This is a genomic window from Micromonospora sp. BS32 (assembly GCF_059089345.1).
The window spans coordinates 153,514-170,248 of record NZ_JBSSHR010000013.1; the positions used below are offsets into that span (position 1 = coordinate 153,514).

The following is a 16,735-nucleotide window of genomic DNA, read 5'->3' on the forward strand; positions in this document are numbered from 1 at the left end:
CACATGTACCCCACGGTCGCCGAAGCCCTGGCGCTGCCCGTGATCCGGCGCGGCCGGCCACGGGTCGTCGCCGGGTCCGCCGGCCTGCAAGGACCCGTCCGATGGGTCCATGTGGCGGAGGTGGCCGACATCGCTCATCTGCTGCGCGGCGGCGAACTCGTGCTGACCACCGGCATCGCGCTGCCGGACGACGAGGCGGCACTGGCGACGTACGTGGACGACCTGGCCGCGGTCGGCGCGGCGGGGCTGGTGGTGGAGCTGGTCCGGCGCTGGAGCGACCACGTGCCCGGCGCGCTCTCGGCAGCGGCGGAACGACACCGGCTGCCACTGGTCACGCTGGCGCGGGAGACGCAGTTCGTGTCCGTCACGGAGGCGGTCGTGGCGTTGATCGTGGACGCGCAGCTCGCCGAGCTGCGGGCGGCCGAGCAGGTGCACGAGACGTTCACCGCGCTCACGGTCGCCGGTGCGGAGCCGGCCGAGGTGCTGCGCGAAGTCGCGAGGATATCCGGGCTGCCGGTCGTCCTGGAGACGCTGGGGCACGACGTGCTCGCGTACAACGCGGCCGGGCAGGATCCGATCGAGTTGCTGAGCGACTGGGGGCAGCGATCCCGGTCGGTGGCGGTCTCCCGACGAACCGCCTACGACGAGGAAGCCGGCTGGCTGATCACCGCGGTCGGCGCGCAGGGCGCCGACTGGGGACGGTTGGTTCTGCTCTCGCCGGGCCCTCCCCCGCACCGTCATGTGGTGGTCGCGGAGCGGGCCGCGTCGGCACTGGCGGTGCATCGGCTCCTGGCGCGGGATCGGGAGAGTCTGGAGCGGCAGACGCACCGGATGCTGCTCGCGCAACTGCTCGGCCAGGCGTTGCCACCTCCTGACCTGGCCGCCCGAGCGGCCGCGTTGGGCGTACCGCTGGAGCGGCGGCGGCTGGTCGGGGTGGCGATTCGGCCGGGGAGCATCACGCCGCGCGCGCCCGCACTGGCCACGCAGGAGGTGTTGCGGGACCTCGCGGAGGCGACCGCGGTGGCCGCGCGGCGGGTGAGTGTGCCGGCGTTGGTGGGCGTCGTGGACGACACGAGCGTGCGGGCGTTGCTGTCGTTGCCGGCGCAGGCGGGGATCGACGCGGTCCTGCGACGGTTGGCCAGAGAGGTGCACCGCTCGGCCGCAGGTGCCGTGGTGGTGGCGGTCGGGACGACGGTGTCGCAGGTGTCCGATGTGCGGCGCAGTCTGGGCGAGGCCGCGCACGTCGCCGGTGCCGCGCTGCGCTCCCCCAGCACCCAGCTCTACCACCGGCTGGACGACGTGCGACTGCGCGGCCTGCTGCACCTGCTGCGCGAGGACGAACGGGTCCGGGCGTTCGCCCATCGGGAGCTGGGGCCACTGTTGGCGCGGGATGACACCCAGGGCAGCCGGCTCATGGAGCTGCTGCGCTGCTTCTGCGAGCAGGGCGGTAACAAGTCGGCGGCGGCCGTGGCGGCGCACCTGTCGCGCACCGCGTACTACCAGCAGCTTGCGCGGATCGAGCAGGTGCTCGGGGTGTCGCTGGAGGATCCGGAGTCGATGCTGTCGCTGTACGTGGCGCTCCTCGTACGCGAGCTCGACGAGGGGTGATCTCCTCGCCGGGTTGACACCTCAGGGCGGCGCAACCGACACAGTGTGCCTTGATCAAGGCAAGCGTGAACAGTTTGACACTGCCCGCGGCGGCGTGGTGACACCCACGATTCCGAGAAGGAGATCGAGCTTATCCGCCCCACCCGCAGCACGCGCGCCGGTTGGCCGGCCACTGTTGCGGCAGCTAACAGCGAGGTGAGCGATGGCCGTTGAACCCCTCCCCCCCACCGAAACCACCGCGGTCGCGCCGGGCACCCAGATCACCCATCCGGACGGCCGAGTCGAGTTGCGAGACTTCTCCACGATCGCCGGCAGCCGGTACTTCAACGAAGAGCTCGCCCCGGTGCCGATCGAGAAGCGCACCTGGACCACGTACAACTTCGCGGCGCTGTGGATCGGCATGGCGCACAACATTCCCACCTATCTGCTCGCCGCCGGCCTCATTCAGCTCGGCATGAACTGGGTGCAGGCGTTCCTCACGATCACGCTGGGCAATCTGCTCGTCCTGATCCCGATGCTGTTGAACAGCCACGCGGGCACGAAGTACGGGATCCCCTTCCCGGTCTTCGCCCGGGCGTTCTACGGAGTCCGCGGCGCGAACCTCCCGGCCCTGCTCCGCGCCTTCATCGCCTGCGGCTGGTTCGGCATCCAGACCTGGATCGGCGGCGAGGCGATCTACGCGATCGCCGGCAAGCTGCTGGGTTCCTGGTGGGTCGACGCGGCGCAGGTCATGGACCACCCGTGGACGCTGTGGGCCTCGTTCTTCCTGTTCTGGGCGATCGAGATGGCGATCATCTGGCGGGGCATGGACACCCTGCGGCGCTTCGAGAACTGGGCCGCACCGTTCGTCATCGTGGTCGCCGTCGCCCTGCTGATCTGGGTGCTGGTCGAGGCGGGCGGGCTCGGCCCGATCCTGTCCGAGCCGTCGAAGCTGGGCTGGGGCGCCGACTTCTGGAAGCTGTTCGCACCGTCACTGATGGGGATGATCGCCTTCTGGGCGACGCTGTCGCTGAACATCCCCGACTTCACCCGGTTCGGCGGCAGTCAGCGGCAGCAGGCGTACGGGCAGGTTCTCGGGCTGCCCACCACGATGTCGTTCTTCGCCATCCTGTCGATCCTGATCACCTCGGGTACGGCGGTCATCTACGGCGATGCCATCTGGGACCCCATCCAACTCGCCGCGAAGTTCGAGAACCCACTGGTCGTCGCGCTCGGCCTGTTCACCGTCGTGGTGGCCACGCTGTCGGTGAACGTCGCGGCGAACACGGTCAGCCCGGCGTACGACTTCTCCAACGCCGCGCCGCGACTGATCAGCTTCCGGACCGGCGGCCTGATCACCGGCGTGCTCGGCATCCTGATCCAGCCCTGGCGCCTGGTGCAGGACCCCAACATCTACATCTTCGTCTGGCTCGGCTTCTACGGTGGCCTGCTCGGCGCGGTCGCCGGCGTACTCATCGCCGGGTACTGGATCCGCTACCGCACCAGGCTCCAACTGCCGGCCCTCTATCGCCCCGAGGGCAGGTACTGGTTCTCCGGCGGGTGGAACTGGGCCGCCATCGTCGCCACCGTCGTCGGCGCGGTCCTCGCGGTGGGTGGCGCCTACTCCGCACCCGGCAAGGGGCCGTTCCCGGAGGACGGGCTCATCCCGTTCCTCAAGCCGCTCTACGACTACAGCTGGGTGGTCGGGCTGATCGCCGGGTTCCTCGTCTACCTGGCGCTGTCGATGCCGCGCACCGCGCACGCGAAGGGGGAGAAATGAGCAACATCATCCGAGCCGGGCTGGTGCAGCAGAAGTGGACCGGCGACAAGGAGTCGATGATCGCAGGAGCGGTCGAGGCCATCCGCAGCGCCGCCTCGCAGGGCGCACAGGTGGTCTGCCTGCAGGAGTTGTTCTACGGCCCGTACTTCTGCCAGATCCAGGACGCGGACTACTACTCGTACACGGAGGCCATCCCGGACGGGCCGACGACGGCGCTGATGCGCGAGGTCGCCGAGCAGCACGGCGTGGTTTTGATCGTGCCGATGTATGAGCAGGAGCAGCCGGGGGTCTACTACAACACCGCGGCGGTGATCGACGCCGACGGCACGTACCTCGGCAAGCACCGGAAGAACCACATCCCGCAGGTGAAGGGGTTCTGGGAGAAGTTCTACTTCCGGCCGGGAAACCTCGGCTATCCGGTGTTCGACACCGCCGTGGGGCGCATCGGCGTCTACATCTGCTACGAGCGGCACTTCCCCGAGGGCTGGCGGGCGCTCGGCCTGGCCGGCGCGAAGATCGTTTTCAACCCGTCGGCGACCAGCCGCGGCCTGTCGGAGTATCTGTGGCGGCTGGAGCAGCCCGCGGCCGCGGTCGCCAACGAGTACTACGTCGGCGCGATCAACCGGGTCGGCGTGGAACCGTTGGGCGACAACGACTTCTACGGCCAGTCCTACTTCGTCGACCCGCGGGGGCAGCTCGTCGGCGACGCCGCGTCGGACACCGAGGATGAGGTCGTCGTCCGCGACCTCGACATGGACAAGCTGGCCGAGGTCCGCGACCTGTGGGCCTTCTACCGCGACCGCCGGCCGGAGACGTACGAGTCGCTGGTGAAGCCATGAGCATCGTCATCCGGAACGGAACAGTCGTCAACGCCACCGGCGCGTACCGGGCCGACGTGCTGGTGGAGGGCGAGCGGATCGCCGCGCTCGCCGCGCCGGACTCAGGTCTGGCCGAGCAGTGGCTGTCTGGTGCCGAGCGCGTGATCGACGCCGCCGGGAAGTACGTGGTGCCCGGCGGCATCGACGGCCACACCCACATGGAGATGCCGTTCGGCGGCACGTTCTCGGCGGACAATTTCGAGACCGGGACGATCGCCGCAGCCTGGGGCGGCACGACGACCATCGTCGACTTCGCCGTACAGGGCAAGGGCACGTCCGTGCTGTCCGCGCTCGACAAGTGGCACAGCAAGGCCGATGGCAACTGCGCGATCGACTACGGGTTCCACATGATCGTGTCGGACGTCAACGACACGTCACTGAAGGAGATGGAGTCCTGCATCGACGCGGGCGTGAACACCTTCAAGATGTTCATGGCCTATCCGGGGGTCTTCTACGCCACGGACGGGGAGATCCTGCGGGCGATGCAGAAGGCCCGGGACACCGGGTCGATGATCATGATGCACGCGGAGAACGGCATCGCCATCGACCAGCTCGTCGCGCAGGCGCTCGCCAGCCAGCGCACCGATCCGGTGCAGCACGGCCTGACCCGGCCGCCCGAGCTGGAGGGCGAGGCCACCTCGCGGGCGATCGCGCTGGCCAAGGTCACCGGCTCGCCGCTGTACATCGTGCACCTGTCCGCCGCGCACGCCCTGGACGCGGTCACCCAGGCCCGCGACACCGGGCAGAACGTGTTCGCCGAGACCTGCCCGCAGTACCTGTTCCTGTCGCTGGAGGATCTGGCCAAGCCCGACTTCGAGGGCGCGAAGTACGTCGCCTCTCCCCCGCTGCGCCCCAAGGAGCACCAGGCGGAACTGTGGCGGGGCCTGCGCACCAACGACCTGTCGCTGGTGTCCACCGACCACTGCCCCTTCTGCTTCAAGGACCAGAAGGAGCTGGGCCGGGGAGACTTCTCCAAGATCCCGAACGGGATGCCCGGCGTCGAGCACCGGATGGACCTGCTCTATCAGGGCGTCGTGAAAGGCGAGATCACCCTGCCGCGCTGGGTGGAGATCAGCTCGACCACGCCCGCCCGGATGTTCGGCCTCTACCCGCGCAAGGGCGTCATCGCGCCGGGCGCCGACGCGGACATCACGGTGTACGACCCGACGGCCCGCCAGACCATCTCGGCCCGCACGCACCACATGAACGTGGACTATTCCGCGTACGAGGGCATGGAGCTGACCGGAAAGGTCTCCACCGTGCTGTCCCGTGGTCGAGTCGTGGTCGACGACAACGCCTTCCACGGCGCGGCCGGGCACGGCAGGTTCCTCAAGCGCGATCTCAGTCAGTACCTGGTGTCAACTACCCGCCTATGAATGGGCAGGCTTGCAGGTCAGTCCCCCTACTGGAGGCAGGGTGACGCCGCGTGCGGACGGTTGACTGCGCCCCAACCCTCGACGCCGCGCTGGGCGATGTTGAGGGCCGCGTTGTGATCGGCGTGGGCAACGACCCCGCACGACCGACAGTGGAAGGTTTCCTGGTCCGGCCGGTTCCGCTTGTCGCGGTGCCCGCAGCCGTGGCAGGTCTGGGAGGTGTACCGCGGGTCGACCTGGACCAGCGGTACACCTGCTCGGCGGGCCTTGTAGTCCAGGAAGCTGCCGAGCTGGTGGAACGACCACGAGTGCAGTGTGACCCGTTGGGGCTTGCGGAGCCGGACCCGTTCGCGGATCCCCGTCAGTTCCTCGACGGCGATGCCGCGACCGGTGCGTACAGCCTCGGTCACGATGGTCTTGGCGATGCGGTGGTTGAGGTTCGCGGCGTGCCGCGCTTCCTTCTTGTTGCGCCGGGCCAGCAGCCGTCGGGCCGACTTGGTGTCCTTCTCCTGCAACCGCTTGCGCAGCCGCAGCTGCCGCCGGCGGTAGCCGTTGAGCCGGTCGCCGGCGTAGCGAGTGCCGTCGGAGTCGTAGGCGATGTTGGCGATGCCCATGTCCACGCCGAGGAAGCCGGACGGGTCGATCAGTTCAGGTTCGGGCACCTCGACGGTGGCGTACAGGAACCACATGCCGTCCCGGAAGATCAGGTCCGACTCGCCGGTCTTGCTGGTGGCGATCGCCTTGAGCTGGTCGGCGGACCCGGTATAGGCGACGCCCTTGAGCCGGCCGTGCGTGCTCCAGATGGACACGGTCCGGGCATCGGCCTGCCAGGACAGCATCCGGGCGTCATAGGGCTGGGCCGCGTTCCAGCGGAACCCGATCGGGTTGGTCTCGACGTTGCGGCGCCGCTTCGAGCCGGGCTTGCCGTAGTTGCCAGCCCGCAGGTTCGCCTTCAAGGTGGCGTAGGCGTCGGAGACCTTCTTGATCACGTGCTGGGCCGCCTGGGCACCCAGGGCGTAGTCGGCCTTGATCCCGGCGTAGACGTGCTTACGCAGGTCGTAGTTCCGGTACACCCCGGTCTCCCGGGCCACGGCCGCCACGTCGGACGCCGCTGTGTTGCACGCGCGCAGGGTCGCCTCCAACGCCGACGCCTGCCCGGGCGTCGGCAGCAACTTCACCTGCACGACCAGCTTCACACGACCACCGTAGCTTCGGCCTATGTCACCCAGACGGACCCCAGACCCGGATGTTCGCCGAGGTCGCTCAGTCGTCCACAACCTGCATGCCCACTTGGTCCTCACCACGAAGAACCGGCGGGGCGCGCTCACCGACCCCATCCTCACTCGCTGCCAGCAGATCATGGCCGACGTCTGCACCGACTTCCGCGGAGCTGCGCGAGTTCAACGACGAGGACGACCACGTCCACCTGCTCGTGCACTACCCGCCGGCCGTCGCACTGTCGAAACCTGTCAACAGCCTCAAAGGCGTATCGGCCCGCCGACTGCGCCAGGAGCACGAGCCGCACCTGCGCCGGTACCCGTGGGGCGCGCACCTGTGGTCCCCGTCGTACTTCGCCGGGTCCTGCCGCGGCGCACCACTCGCCGTGGTCAAGGCATACATCGAAAACCAGAAACATCCCGGTCCGCAACAGCGTTCCTCCGGCCCTGAAGGACCGGGGCTCCCGCCTAAGCAACTGTTGAAAAGGAGAAGCGGTGGACTTCGGTGTCGTACTTCAGACCGACCCGCCAGCTCGCGACGTCGTGGCCGGCCTCACCGCCGCCGAGGACAACGGGTTCCGCTACGGGTGGACGTTCGACTCCTGCGTGCTGTGGCAGGAGCCGTTCGTCATCTACTCGCAGGTCCTCGCCGCAACCAAGCACCTGATCGTCGGGCCGATGGTGACCAACCCGAGCACCCGCGACTGGTCGGTCACCGCGTCGCTCTTCGCCACGCTCAACGACATGTTCGGCAACCGCACGGTGTGCGGGATCGGCCGCGGCGACTCGGCCCGGCGGGTCATCGGCCAGCCGCCGGCGAGCCTGGCCACGCTGAAAGAAGCGATGCACGTGATCAAAGAGCTGGCCGAAGGCAACGAGGTCGAACACCACGGCACGCCGGTGCGCATCCCGTGGGTGCGCGACGGCAGGCTGGAGATCTGGATGGCCGCCTACGGCCCGAAAGCGCTGCGGCTGGTCGGCGAGCAGGCCGACGGCTTCATCCTGCAGACGGCCGATCCCGACATCGCCCGCTGGACGATCGGCTCGGTACGCGACGCGGCCACCGCAGCAGGTCGAGATCCCGACACCATCACGATGTGCGTGGCCGCGCCGGCCTACGTGGGCACAAACCTCGCGCACCAGCGGGATCAGCTGCGCTGGTTCGGCGGCATGGTCGGCAACCACGTGGCCGACCTGGTCGCCCGCTACGGCGACTCCGGGGTCGTGCCCAAGGCGCTCACCGACTACATCAGGGGCCGCGAGGGCTACGACTACGCACACCACGGCCGCGCCGGCAATCCGTCCACCGACTTCGTGCCCGATGAGATCGTCGACCGGTTCTGCCTCGTCGGCCCCGACTCAGCCCATGTCGACCGGCTGCAGGAGCTCAAGGAGATCGGGGTGCACAACTTCGCCCTCTACCTCATGCATGACGACAAGGGTAAGACCCTCTCCTCGTACGGCAAGAACATCATGACGCAGGTCTGATCCCTGGACGAACGCGAAGATGAGCGGCGCCGCTGCGACGGCGTAGAGGAGATAAGTGGCGATACTGACGGGCCGGGGTCGCGGGACGGCCACAGGCGGAACGGTTCCCATCAATGTCCTTTCAATCGGACGGGCACCAGGCACGAAGATCAGCATGGCGAGACAATGGACGGGCAGTGCACCGGTCGCTGCGCAGCAGCCGCAAAGCAGCCCAACCGAAGGCATGTGGTGTCCGGTCGCTACGCGGACAAGGAGAACACGCCGCCGTCCCTCGGTTGGCATCAGCTCAGGGTCTCACCCAGGGTCATTGCGTTGTCGGGTAACTGCTGGTCACGGCGGTGATGAGGTCGTGTGGGCGGCGGTTCGCGCGTCGGGTCGCGCGGGCGATGTTGGTGTCGCCGTTTGGCGCGGTGGTAGCCGATGGCGGTGTTACCTAGGGTCGCGATGACGGCGGTCCGACGGCAGAAGCGGATGTTTCGGTATCTGGCGGATCACAATGAGCCGGCCGGGTAAGGCAAAGCGGACAGGGGGCACCGGTGGAGCAATGTGCAGTCGTGGTCGGCGCCGGCTCGTTCAGATCAGATGACGGTGGTGCGATCCGGTTCCCACACCGGTGGACCCCTGCGGGCGTCTCGGTTGAGGCGGACTTCACCGGCGCCCACCTGTTGCACCTCGCTGCGGCTGGCTGCGTCCTGAACGACATATACCGGGAGGCAGGCGAGCTCGGCATTCGCATCGACGGGGTACGTGTATCGGCTGAGGGAGGTTTCGACACGCAGACGTGGGTATCGAGCGGCATCACCTACCAGGTCGAGCTGAGCTCACCCGCGTCCGTCGAGGAACTTGCCGTGCTGCTGGATCGTGTCGACGACGTCGCCGAGATCCCGCGGGCGCTTCGAGCCGGGACCACGGTACGCAGAAGCTGACTCGCCCCCGTGTCAGCGTCACCGCCTTCCAAAGCTGCGACGATAAGGTTTCTGATCAGATCAGCAGGGCGTCCGCGTCAGCCATCGCTCAGGGGCCGGTCTGACGGGCGAAACGCGGGTCGGAGGGATCGGCTGCGTCGCGGCGAGAGATTTCTCCGGGGCCGTGTCGATCCGCGGGCCGCTCGTTCGACGTGGGGGTGCGAGGGCCGAGAGGCGGCCCCGCCGGATGAGGAGAACGCGATGCCGCAGTACATGCTGATCATGCGGGGCACCGATGAGACGAACGCGGCCATGATGGCCAACGTCGACGAGATGATGGCCGCGACCCGCCTGTTCATCGAGGAGACGGCAAAGGCTGGCGTTTACGTCGCGGCCGAAGGGCTGGACGATCCGGGCCAGGGCGTCGTGGTGCACTTCAGCGACGAGGCCCCGGTGGTCACGGACGGGCCGTACGGAGAGACCAAGGAATTGTTCGGGGGCTTCTTCCTGCTCGATGTCGCCTCGAAACAGGAGGCGGTCGAGTGGGCCAAGCGGGTCCCGTCGGTCCCCGGGTCCAAGATCGAGATCCGGCGGGTCCCCGGGGAGGACGAGGTCCCGCAGGACAACGGGAAGTTCGTCAAGGAAGGGGCCTTGCGCGAGAGCAGCGGCCAGATCTGATGGGTACGGCCGACGTCGAGGCCGTCTGGCGGATCGAGTCGGCGCGGATCGTCGCCGCGCTGACCCGGTTCACCGGCGATTTCGGGCTGGCCGAGGATGCGGCCCAGGAGGCGGTGGCTGAGGCGCTGGTGTCGTGGCCGCTTGCCGCTCCGGCCAATCCGGCCGGCTGGCTGATGGCCACGGCCCGGCGGCGGGCGATCGACGCGATCCGCCGCCGGACCGCCCTGCAGGACCGGTACGCCCTGCTGGCGGCCGGCCCCGCGGTCGACGACGAAATCGACCTCGACAGGATCGACGACGACGTCCTGGCGCTGATGTTCGTCAGCTGTCACCCGGTGCTTTCCCGCGAGGCCCGGGTGGCGCTGACCTTGCGCGTGGTCGGCGGCCTGTCCAGCGAGGAGATCGCCCGCGCGTTCCTCGTGCCTGTGCCGACCGTGCAGGCCCGCATCACCCGGGCCAAGAAGACGATCGCGGCGGCCGGGGTGCCGTTCGAGCTGCCGCCGGCCGGCGAGCGCCGGGAGCGGCTGGGCGCCGTGCTCAGCGTCCTCTACGTGATCTTCACCGAGGGGTCGACGGCCACGTCGGGCGACCGGCTGCTGCGCCCCGACGTCGCGTACGAGGCGATCCGGCTGGCCCGCACGCTGGCCGCGCTGCAGCCGGACGAGCCGGAGGTGCACGGCCTGCTGGCGTTGTGCGAGCTGACGGCCGCGCGCTTCCCGGCCCGGACCGGCCCGGACGGTTCGCCGGTCCTGCTAGAGGACCAGGACCGGCGGCGGTGGGACTTCTCGGCGATTCGCCGTGGGCTGGCCGCGCTGGTCAAGGCATCGACTCGCGGCCTCGGCCCCTACGGCCTGCAGGCCGCGATCGCCGCCGCCCACGCGTCGGCGCCCTCGGTCGAGGCGACCGACTGGGACCGGATCGTGGTGCTCTACGAGGCGCTCGGCCGGGTCGCGCCCTCGCCGGTGGTCGAGCTCAATCGGGCCGTCGCCGTGGCCATGGCCTCGGGTCCGGCGCAAGCCCTCGCCATCGTGGACGAGCTGATCGCCTTGGGCCGGCTCCCCGGTTCGCATTTGGTTCCGACCGTACGCGGGGAGCTGCTGGCCCGCCTCGGCCGGCGACCGGAGGCGCGCGCCGAGCTGGAGCTGGCGGCCCGGCTGTGCGCCAACCAGCGCGAACGCTCGGTGCTGCTGCGCAAGGCGGCCGCGCTGGGCTGACTTCTCCAACTCGGCCAGCCGGGATTCGAGCGCGGCCCGGATGCCGTCGATCGCGTCGGCCCGACGGCCAGGCGCAGCGGGGGCTCCGCCATGCCGGCGCCCGCGACGATCGCGTCGGCCACGTCGGCCGAATCCCCGAACGCGGACGGCGGGAGCACGGCGAACCCGGTGAGAAGCTCGCCCACGGTCGGCGCGTGGACCTCGATCAGATCCCATAGGTCGTCGTCGACGACCCACGCCTCACTCGTGCTACACCGACCGAGACTGATCTTCACATCGTGGCGCTGATCAACATCTATTCAGCAGATCGTGTCAGAGACTTTAAGCATTGCGAGGTAGGTAAGCGCCGTACACACTCATCTCGGCAGTTCAGGACATCGCCGGGTGACCAACGCGAGCCCCGGACCCTGACGCCTTCGGGCAGCCGTCCGTGTCCGCCCGCGCCCCGGCTGGCTCATCGGCTGTTCCGGGCGAGCTTGCCGGTGATCGCGGTGGGGACAGGCCCGACTGTTGTGGTCACCGTCGGTTCTGCCGGTTGCGCCGTCCGAGAGCGACGGCAAGATCGTAGGCGTGCTGGCTGGGGCCGAGGTAGGCGACGCCTTTGCCGACGATCTCGAATGCGGTGCCGTGCGACGGTGTGGCGATCGGAACGGGAAGCCCGCCCTGCACGGTGACGCCCCGGTCGAAGCCCATGAGTTTCATCGCGATCTGGCCCTGGTCGTGGTACATGGTGACCACACCGTCGAAGTCGCCGTTCTTGGCCTTGATGAAGACCGTGTCACACGGATAGGGCCCGGTCGCCTCGATCCCCTGCGCCCGTGCGGCCTCGACCCCGGGGGTGATGTGCTCGATCTCCTCGCGGCCGAACTTGCCGTTCTCGCCGGCGTGCGGGTTGAGGGCGCAGACGGCGAGGCGGGGTGCGGGGATCCCTGATCCCTTGAGCACGTCGTCGAGGAGGCGGATGGCGGCGAGGACGGAGTCGGCGTTGATCCGCGCTGCGACGTCCTTGATCGGGATGTGTGAGGTTACCCGGGAGGTGACCAGTCCGGGTATGAAGTTGAGCTCGGAGGTGGTGCCCTGGTAGCCCAGGTTCCTGGCGAACCAGCGGAGTTCGTCCTCCTCGTGCATGCCGGCCAGATGCAGCGAGGCCTTGTTCAGCGGCGTGAACATGATCGCGTCGACCAAACCGGAGCGGTAGAGGTTGAGCGCCTTGAGCAGGTCGGCCATGACGCGTTCGCCGGCGGCCTTGCTGACGGTCCTGCGTTGCACGGGCGGGCCGGACAGGTCGCTGCCGACGAGGACGGCGTGGCCTGGAGTCGGTTCGTCGGCCACCGGAACGTCGACGCCGACCTCGGCCGCGACCGCCTTGAGTTCGGTGGCGTCAGCGAGGACGTAGACCTCGGCCTTGTGCAGGTTCTCGGGCGTGGCGAGGAGCCGGGCGGTGAGTTCGGGCCCGATGCCGGCGGGATCTCCCATGGTCAGGGCGATCCGGGGCAGAACCTCGGCGGCGGTGTGGGGCATGCGGTCCTCTCTCGGGGATGTCCGGTGCCAGGTGGAGCTGTTTCCTATAGGATCTACTGCTCGACCATGGCGCGTCAAGGAGTTCCTCCGGCTGCCCGGACCGGTCAGCCGTCGGCGAGCGAGCGTTCGCGTACGCCCATGAGGTGTGCCCGCATGGCGTTCTCGGCCCGCTCGTTGTCCCCCGAAGCGATCGCTTCCAGGATGTCGCCGTGCTCGGACACGGCCTGGTCCACGTCAGTGAGGCCGTGACCGAGCGACTGCCGCAGTCGATGCACCTGCGGCGAGAGGAACTCCGCCAACTGCAGCAGGTACTGGTTGCCGCAGTGGTTGAGGATCACCCGATGGAACGCCCAGTCCGCGGTGTAGTACCGGCGGATGACCGACCAGCTCTGCTCGTCGCTTCCGGCCCGTACGCGCTTGACGTAGTCGGCCGCGAGCACGTGGTCGGAGTGCGCGGCCTTCAGCTCCAGCAGCGCCGCGCCGGAAATCGGTACCACGCCCCGCACGGCGGCGATCTCGAGGATGGTGCGCGCGTCGACGAGCTCGGACATGCGCTCCGCCGACAGCGGCGGAGCCACCCGGTAGCCCTTGAGGGCGGCGCGGGTGACCAGGCCCGTGTGCTCCAGCTGCACCATCGCCTCTCGCACCGGCGTCGGCGAGACGCCGAGCTGCCGGGCGAGGGCGTCGATGCTCAGGGAGGCGCCCGGCTTGACCCGGCCCTCGAGGAGAAGTTCGAGGATCGCGTCGTAGACGCCATCCCGCAGGGCGCGCCGCTCGACGGGCCGACCCTGGTCCGGCCCGAGCTGGGCGCCATCGGAAGTCGTCGACGTTGTCATGGTGGTTGAGATCCTACCGTCCGAATCTCTGGACATAGCCCGCACGATCGTGGATCCTACAGGATCTATCCGGAACGATACGGAAACCACGCGGCAACCGCGTGGCAACGACCCGGCATCCGCGATCGGAGACAACGCATGGTTTGGACGGCGGAGCAGTGGCCCATCGGCGCTGCTCTAATCCAGTTCCCGGGGCGTAACGGCGATGGCGCCAACGTGGCGGACGCCGGCCCCATCGAATGGGCCAGGGTCTTCGCCGAGGTCACCGCCTGCGGGTTCGACCACGTCGACCTCACCGACACCTGGCTGCGTCCCGGCGACCTCACCGAGGGCCAGCGCGAGGACCTGGTCCGCACGCTCAAGGACGCAGACCTCGGGGTGAGCGCGATCTCGGTCGTCCGGCGCAGCATCCTCGACCCTGAGCACGGCGAGGCAAACGTCGACTACGCCCTGCGTACGGTCGAAGCCGCGGCGGGCATCGGCACGGGAGTCGTCTGCCTGGGGCTGCATCGGCCCCTGACCGCGCGGCAGCGGGCCGCGGAGTGGTTCTGGACCGAGCCCGGGGCCGACCAGCGGCGCGACGAGGCCAGCTTCGACCGTGCCGTCGAGCGCTTCTCCCGCATCGGGCGGCACGCGGCAGGTTTCGGCATCCAGCTCTCGCTCGAGATCTACGAGGACACCCTGCTGGGCACGGCGGACGACGCCGTCGCGCTGGTCCGCGCCATCGACCTGCCGAACGTCGGCCTGAACCCGGACATCGGCAACCTCATCCGGCTGCACCGGCCCATCGAGGACTGGGAACAGATGCACCTGAAGACCCTCCCCTACGCCAACTACTGGCACATCAAGAACTACTACCGCGACCATGATCCGGCGACCGGCGCGTACTTCACGGTCCCCGCCCCCGCCGAGTCCGGCCTCATCAGCTACCGGCGCGCCATCGAGATCGCCCTGCAGGCCGGCTTCCAGGGCCCCATCTGCGTGGAGCACTACGGGGGCGACGGGCTGAGCGTGTCGGCGCGCAACCGTGACTACCTGCGCGGGATCCTGCGGGCGAAACTCGGAGCCCGGCGATGACCCGGCTGGTCAACGCGGCCCCGAACTTCGCCGGGGAGGCGCTCGAAGGATTCGTCGCCGCCCACGGCGGTCACGTCCTCCCCGTGCACGGTGGGGTGGTACGCGCCTCGGCTACCCCGGCCGGCCAGGTCGCCGTCGTGCTCGGCGGCGGTTCCGGCCACTACCCCGCCTTCGCCGGCTGGGTCGGCCCCGGCTTCGCGCACGGTGCCGTCTGCGGCAACACCTTCGCGTCGCCGTCGGCGAGCCAGGTGTACTCGGTGGCCCGGGCCGCCGACGCCGGCGGCGGCGTCGTCCTCGGCTTCGGCAACTACGCGGGCGACGTCCTGCACTTCGGGCAGGCGGCGGAACGGCTGCGGGCCGAGGGCGTCGACGTCCGTACGCTCCCCGTCACGGACGACATCGCCTCGGCACCGCAGCAGAAGCGCGACCAACGCCGGGGGGTCGCGGGCGACCTGATCGTTTTCAAGGTCGCTTGCGCCGCGGCGGAGGAGGGGTTGGAGCTGGATGCGGTGGAGGCGATCGGCCGCCGCGCCAACGACGCCACCTTCTCGTTCGGGGTCGCCTTCGACGGTTGCACCCTTCCCGGTGCGGAGCGTGCCCTCTTCACCGTCGAACCGGGGCAGATGGCGATCGGGTTGGGCATCCACGGCGAACCGGGGATCGGCGAGCAGCCACTTCTCGGCGCCGACGAGCTGGCGGATCTGCTGGTCGGCGAGATCCTCGACGAGGCCGGAACCAGCCAACCGGGCGGCCGCGTGGCGGTGCTGGTCAACGGCCTCGGATCGGTCAAGTACGAGGAGCTGTTCATCGTCTACCGCCGGGTCGCCCAGCGACTGGGGAAGGCCGGCCTGACCGTGGTCCGACCGACGGTCGGAGAGCAGGTCACCAGCTTGAACATGTCCGGCCTTTCGCTGACCGTCACCTTCCTCGACGACGACCTCGAAAGGTACTGGACCGCCCCGGCGGACACCCCCGCCTTCCACCGCGGCCCGGTCCTCGACGAGCAGTCTCGCCGGGTCGTCGCGGCCGCCGTGCCCGGCCGGCGGATCCGGCCGGGGTCGACCGCCTCGCAGGCCTGTGCCGTTCGCGTCGCGCGGGCAATGGCCCACGTCCGGGATGTCATGGCTCAGCACGAGGCTCGCCTCGGTGAGATCGACGCCGTGGCGGGCGACGGAGATCACGGCATCGGCATGGCGCGCGGGAGTGTGGCCGCGGCGCAGGCAGCGGCGGAGGCGGTCAGCGGACGGGCGGGCGTGCGGGGGCTGCTGGTGCAGGCGGCCGAGGCCTGGTCCGAGCGGGCCGGCGGCACCTCCGGCGCCCTGTGGGGTGCCGGCCTCACCGCCGCCGCCCGCGCTCTGGACGACGAGAACCCCCCGACGCCCGGCGACATCGTCCGGGCCGGCAGAGCGGCCGTCGACACGGTGGTGCGGCTCGGCGGCGCCAAGCCCGGCGACAAGACACTGGTCGACGCCGCCATACCGTTCGTGCAGGTGCTAGAAGCCCGGAACGCAGCGGGAACCCGCTTCGCCGCCGCCTGGTCGGCCGCTGCGGAGGCGGCGACGGAGGCGGCCGAGGCCACCGCCGGCATCCCCGCGCGTCTGGGCCGCGCGCGGACCCACGGGGACCGCAGCATCGGCACGCCCGACGCGGGGGCGGTCTCCTTCGCCCTGATCGTCAGCGCTCTTGGCATCCACTTCCCCACCCATCAGCCCCGGGAGCAGGCATGACTCTTAGGATCGTCGTCGGCGCCGACAGCGCCGGCTTCAGCTACAAGGAGGCACTCAAGGCCGACCTGGCCGACAACCCGCGGGTGCGCGAGGTCGTCGACGTCGGGGTCGTCTCGGGCGAGGACACCGCCTACCCCCACGTAGCGGTGGCCGCCGCGCGGCTGATCGCCGAGGGAGCGGCCGACCGCGCCCTGCTCGTGTGCGGCACCGGACTGGGTGTGGCCATCGCCGCGAACAAGGTGCCCGGAGTCCGGGCCGTCACGGCGCACGACTCGTTCTCGGTCGAACGAGCGATCCTGTCCAACAACGCTCAGGTACTCACCTTCGGGCAGCGCGTCATCGGGCTCGAGTTGGCCCGCCGCCTCGCCCGGGAGTGGCTCACCTACTCCTTCGACCCCAGCTCCGCCTCCGCGGCCAAGGTCGCGGCCATCCGCTCGTACGAGGGTGACTGACC

The 16,735-nt window shown here is 69.5% G+C and carries 14 protein-coding genes and 1 pseudogene; 12 read left to right on the forward strand and 3 right to left on the reverse strand.

Annotated elements, in window-relative coordinates; all coding sequences use genetic code 11:
* The first annotated feature begins 3 nt into the window (after positions 1 to 3).
* From AC5RWQ_RS20270 to hydA, 4 genes are all read left to right on the forward strand, one after another.
* Positions 4 to 1,608, forward strand: a complete 1,605-nt coding sequence (locus AC5RWQ_RS20270) for a PucR family transcriptional regulator (protein ID WP_494284278.1) — start codon at positions 4 to 6, stop codon at positions 1,606 to 1,608.
* 202 nt (positions 1,609 to 1,810) lie between these two features.
* On the forward strand, positions 1,811 to 3,367 hold the full coding sequence (locus AC5RWQ_RS20275) for an NCS1 family nucleobase:cation symporter-1 (RefSeq protein WP_494284279.1): 1,557 nt from the start codon (positions 1,811 to 1,813) through the stop codon (positions 3,365 to 3,367).
* Positions 3,364 to 4,206, forward strand: coding sequence for a nitrilase-related carbon-nitrogen hydrolase (locus tag AC5RWQ_RS20280; RefSeq protein ID WP_494284280.1), 843 nt, complete (start codon positions 3,364 to 3,366; stop codon positions 4,204 to 4,206). Before AC5RWQ_RS20275 ends, AC5RWQ_RS20280 begins: the two co-directional genes overlap by 4 nt.
* Complete coding sequence (hydA, locus tag AC5RWQ_RS20285) at positions 4,203 to 5,621, forward strand: dihydropyrimidinase (RefSeq protein ID WP_494284281.1); 1,419 nt, start codon at positions 4,203 to 4,205, stop codon at positions 5,619 to 5,621. The genes AC5RWQ_RS20280 and hydA overlap by 4 nt, the downstream gene beginning before the upstream one ends.
* A gap of 26 nt (positions 5,622 to 5,647) precedes the next feature.
* Here the strand turns inward: hydA and AC5RWQ_RS20290 are convergent, their stop codons facing one another.
* Entirely contained in the window at positions 5,648 to 6,814 is a 1,167-nt protein-coding gene (locus AC5RWQ_RS20290) for an RNA-guided endonuclease InsQ/TnpB family protein (RefSeq protein ID WP_494284282.1), read from the reverse strand.
* Between the two features lie 22 nt (positions 6,815 to 6,836).
* On the opposite strand from AC5RWQ_RS20290, the pseudogene tnpA reads away from it, so the two are divergent.
* The 5 genes and pseudogenes from tnpA to AC5RWQ_RS20315 form a co-directional block, all read left to right on the forward strand.
* Positions 6,837 to 7,257, forward strand: a pseudogene (gene tnpA, locus AC5RWQ_RS20295) (IS200/IS605 family transposase); the annotation flags it as partial.
* Positions 7,258 to 7,330: 73 nt separating this feature from the next.
* Positions 7,331 to 8,323: a TIGR03842 family LLM class F420-dependent oxidoreductase gene (locus AC5RWQ_RS20300; protein ID WP_494284283.1), complete on the forward strand. Its 993-nt coding sequence runs from the start codon at positions 7,331 to 7,333 to the stop codon at positions 8,321 to 8,323.
* A 554-nt stretch (positions 8,324 to 8,877) separates the two neighbouring features.
* Positions 8,878 to 9,249: an OsmC family protein gene (locus tag AC5RWQ_RS20305; protein WP_494284284.1), complete on the forward strand. Its 372-nt coding sequence runs from the start codon at positions 8,878 to 8,880 to the stop codon at positions 9,247 to 9,249.
* A 240-nt stretch (positions 9,250 to 9,489) separates the two neighbouring features.
* On the forward strand, positions 9,490 to 9,906 hold the full coding sequence (locus AC5RWQ_RS20310) for a YciI family protein (protein ID WP_210777215.1): 417 nt from the start codon (positions 9,490 to 9,492) through the stop codon (positions 9,904 to 9,906).
* On the forward strand, positions 9,906 to 11,120 hold the full coding sequence (locus AC5RWQ_RS20315) for an RNA polymerase sigma factor (protein ID WP_494284285.1): 1,215 nt from the start codon (positions 9,906 to 9,908) through the stop codon (positions 11,118 to 11,120). Before AC5RWQ_RS20310 ends, AC5RWQ_RS20315 begins: the two co-directional genes overlap by 1 nt.
* 516 nt (positions 11,121 to 11,636) lie before the next feature.
* Here the strand turns inward: AC5RWQ_RS20315 and AC5RWQ_RS20320 are convergent.
* Both AC5RWQ_RS20320 and AC5RWQ_RS20325 read right to left on the reverse strand, forming a co-directional pair.
* Positions 11,637 to 12,641 carry a 4-hydroxythreonine-4-phosphate dehydrogenase PdxA gene (locus AC5RWQ_RS20320; protein WP_494284286.1) on the reverse strand — a complete coding sequence of 335 codons (1,005 nt, stop codon included), beginning with the start codon at positions 12,639 to 12,641 and terminating at the stop codon, positions 11,637 to 11,639.
* 104 nt (positions 12,642 to 12,745) lie between these two features.
* Positions 12,746 to 13,477 (reverse strand): GntR family transcriptional regulator, encoded by a 732-nt coding sequence (locus AC5RWQ_RS20325; protein ID WP_494284287.1) that lies wholly within the window; start codon positions 13,475 to 13,477, stop codon positions 12,746 to 12,748.
* A gap of 138 nt (positions 13,478 to 13,615) precedes the next feature.
* Between AC5RWQ_RS20325 and AC5RWQ_RS20330 the strand changes: the two genes are divergently transcribed.
* The 3 genes from AC5RWQ_RS20330 to AC5RWQ_RS20340 are packed head-to-tail and all read left to right on the forward strand — an operon-like array spanning position 13,616 to position 16,733.
* Entirely contained in the window at positions 13,616 to 14,554 is a 939-nt protein-coding gene (locus AC5RWQ_RS20330) for a sugar phosphate isomerase/epimerase family protein (RefSeq protein ID WP_494284288.1), read from the forward strand.
* Positions 14,551 to 16,281 (forward strand): dihydroxyacetone kinase family protein, encoded by a 1,731-nt coding sequence (locus AC5RWQ_RS20335; RefSeq protein ID WP_494284289.1) that lies wholly within the window; start codon positions 14,551 to 14,553, stop codon positions 16,279 to 16,281. The genes AC5RWQ_RS20330 and AC5RWQ_RS20335 overlap by 4 nt, the downstream gene beginning before the upstream one ends.
* Positions 16,278 to 16,733, forward strand: a complete 456-nt coding sequence (locus tag AC5RWQ_RS20340; protein WP_494284290.1) for a ribose-5-phosphate isomerase — start codon at positions 16,278 to 16,280, stop codon at positions 16,731 to 16,733. The genes AC5RWQ_RS20335 and AC5RWQ_RS20340 overlap by 4 nt, the downstream gene beginning before the upstream one ends.
* The last annotated feature ends 2 nt before the right edge of the window (positions 16,734 to 16,735 follow it).

Coding starts and splice junctions, on each gene's coding strand:
- AC5RWQ_RS20330 (WP_494284288.1), top strand. CDS start 13,616: ATGGTTTGGACGGCGGAGCAGTGGCCCATCGGCGCTGCTCTAATCCAG.
- hydA (WP_494284281.1), top strand. CDS start 4,203: ATGAGCATCGTCATCCGGAACGGAACAGTCGTCAACGCCACCGGCGCG.
- AC5RWQ_RS20340 (WP_494284290.1), top strand. CDS start 16,278: ATGACTCTTAGGATCGTCGTCGGCGCCGACAGCGCCGGCTTCAGCTAC.
- AC5RWQ_RS20315 (WP_494284285.1), top strand. CDS start 9,906: ATGGGTACGGCCGACGTCGAGGCCGTCTGGCGGATCGAGTCGGCGCGG.
- AC5RWQ_RS20280 (WP_494284280.1), top strand. CDS start 3,364: ATGAGCAACATCATCCGAGCCGGGCTGGTGCAGCAGAAGTGGACCGGC.
- AC5RWQ_RS20320 (WP_494284286.1), bottom strand. CDS start 12,641: ATGCCCCACACCGCCGCCGAGGTTCTGCCCCGGATCGCCCTGACCATG.
- AC5RWQ_RS20310 (WP_210777215.1), top strand. CDS start 9,490: ATGCCGCAGTACATGCTGATCATGCGGGGCACCGATGAGACGAACGCG.
- AC5RWQ_RS20270 (WP_494284278.1), top strand. CDS start 4: ATGTACCCCACGGTCGCCGAAGCCCTGGCGCTGCCCGTGATCCGGCGC.
- AC5RWQ_RS20335 (WP_494284289.1), top strand. CDS start 14,551: ATGACCCGGCTGGTCAACGCGGCCCCGAACTTCGCCGGGGAGGCGCTC.
- AC5RWQ_RS20325 (WP_494284287.1), bottom strand. CDS start 13,477: ATGACAACGTCGACGACTTCCGATGGCGCCCAGCTCGGGCCGGACCAG.
- AC5RWQ_RS20275 (WP_494284279.1), top strand. CDS start 1,811: ATGGCCGTTGAACCCCTCCCCCCCACCGAAACCACCGCGGTCGCGCCG.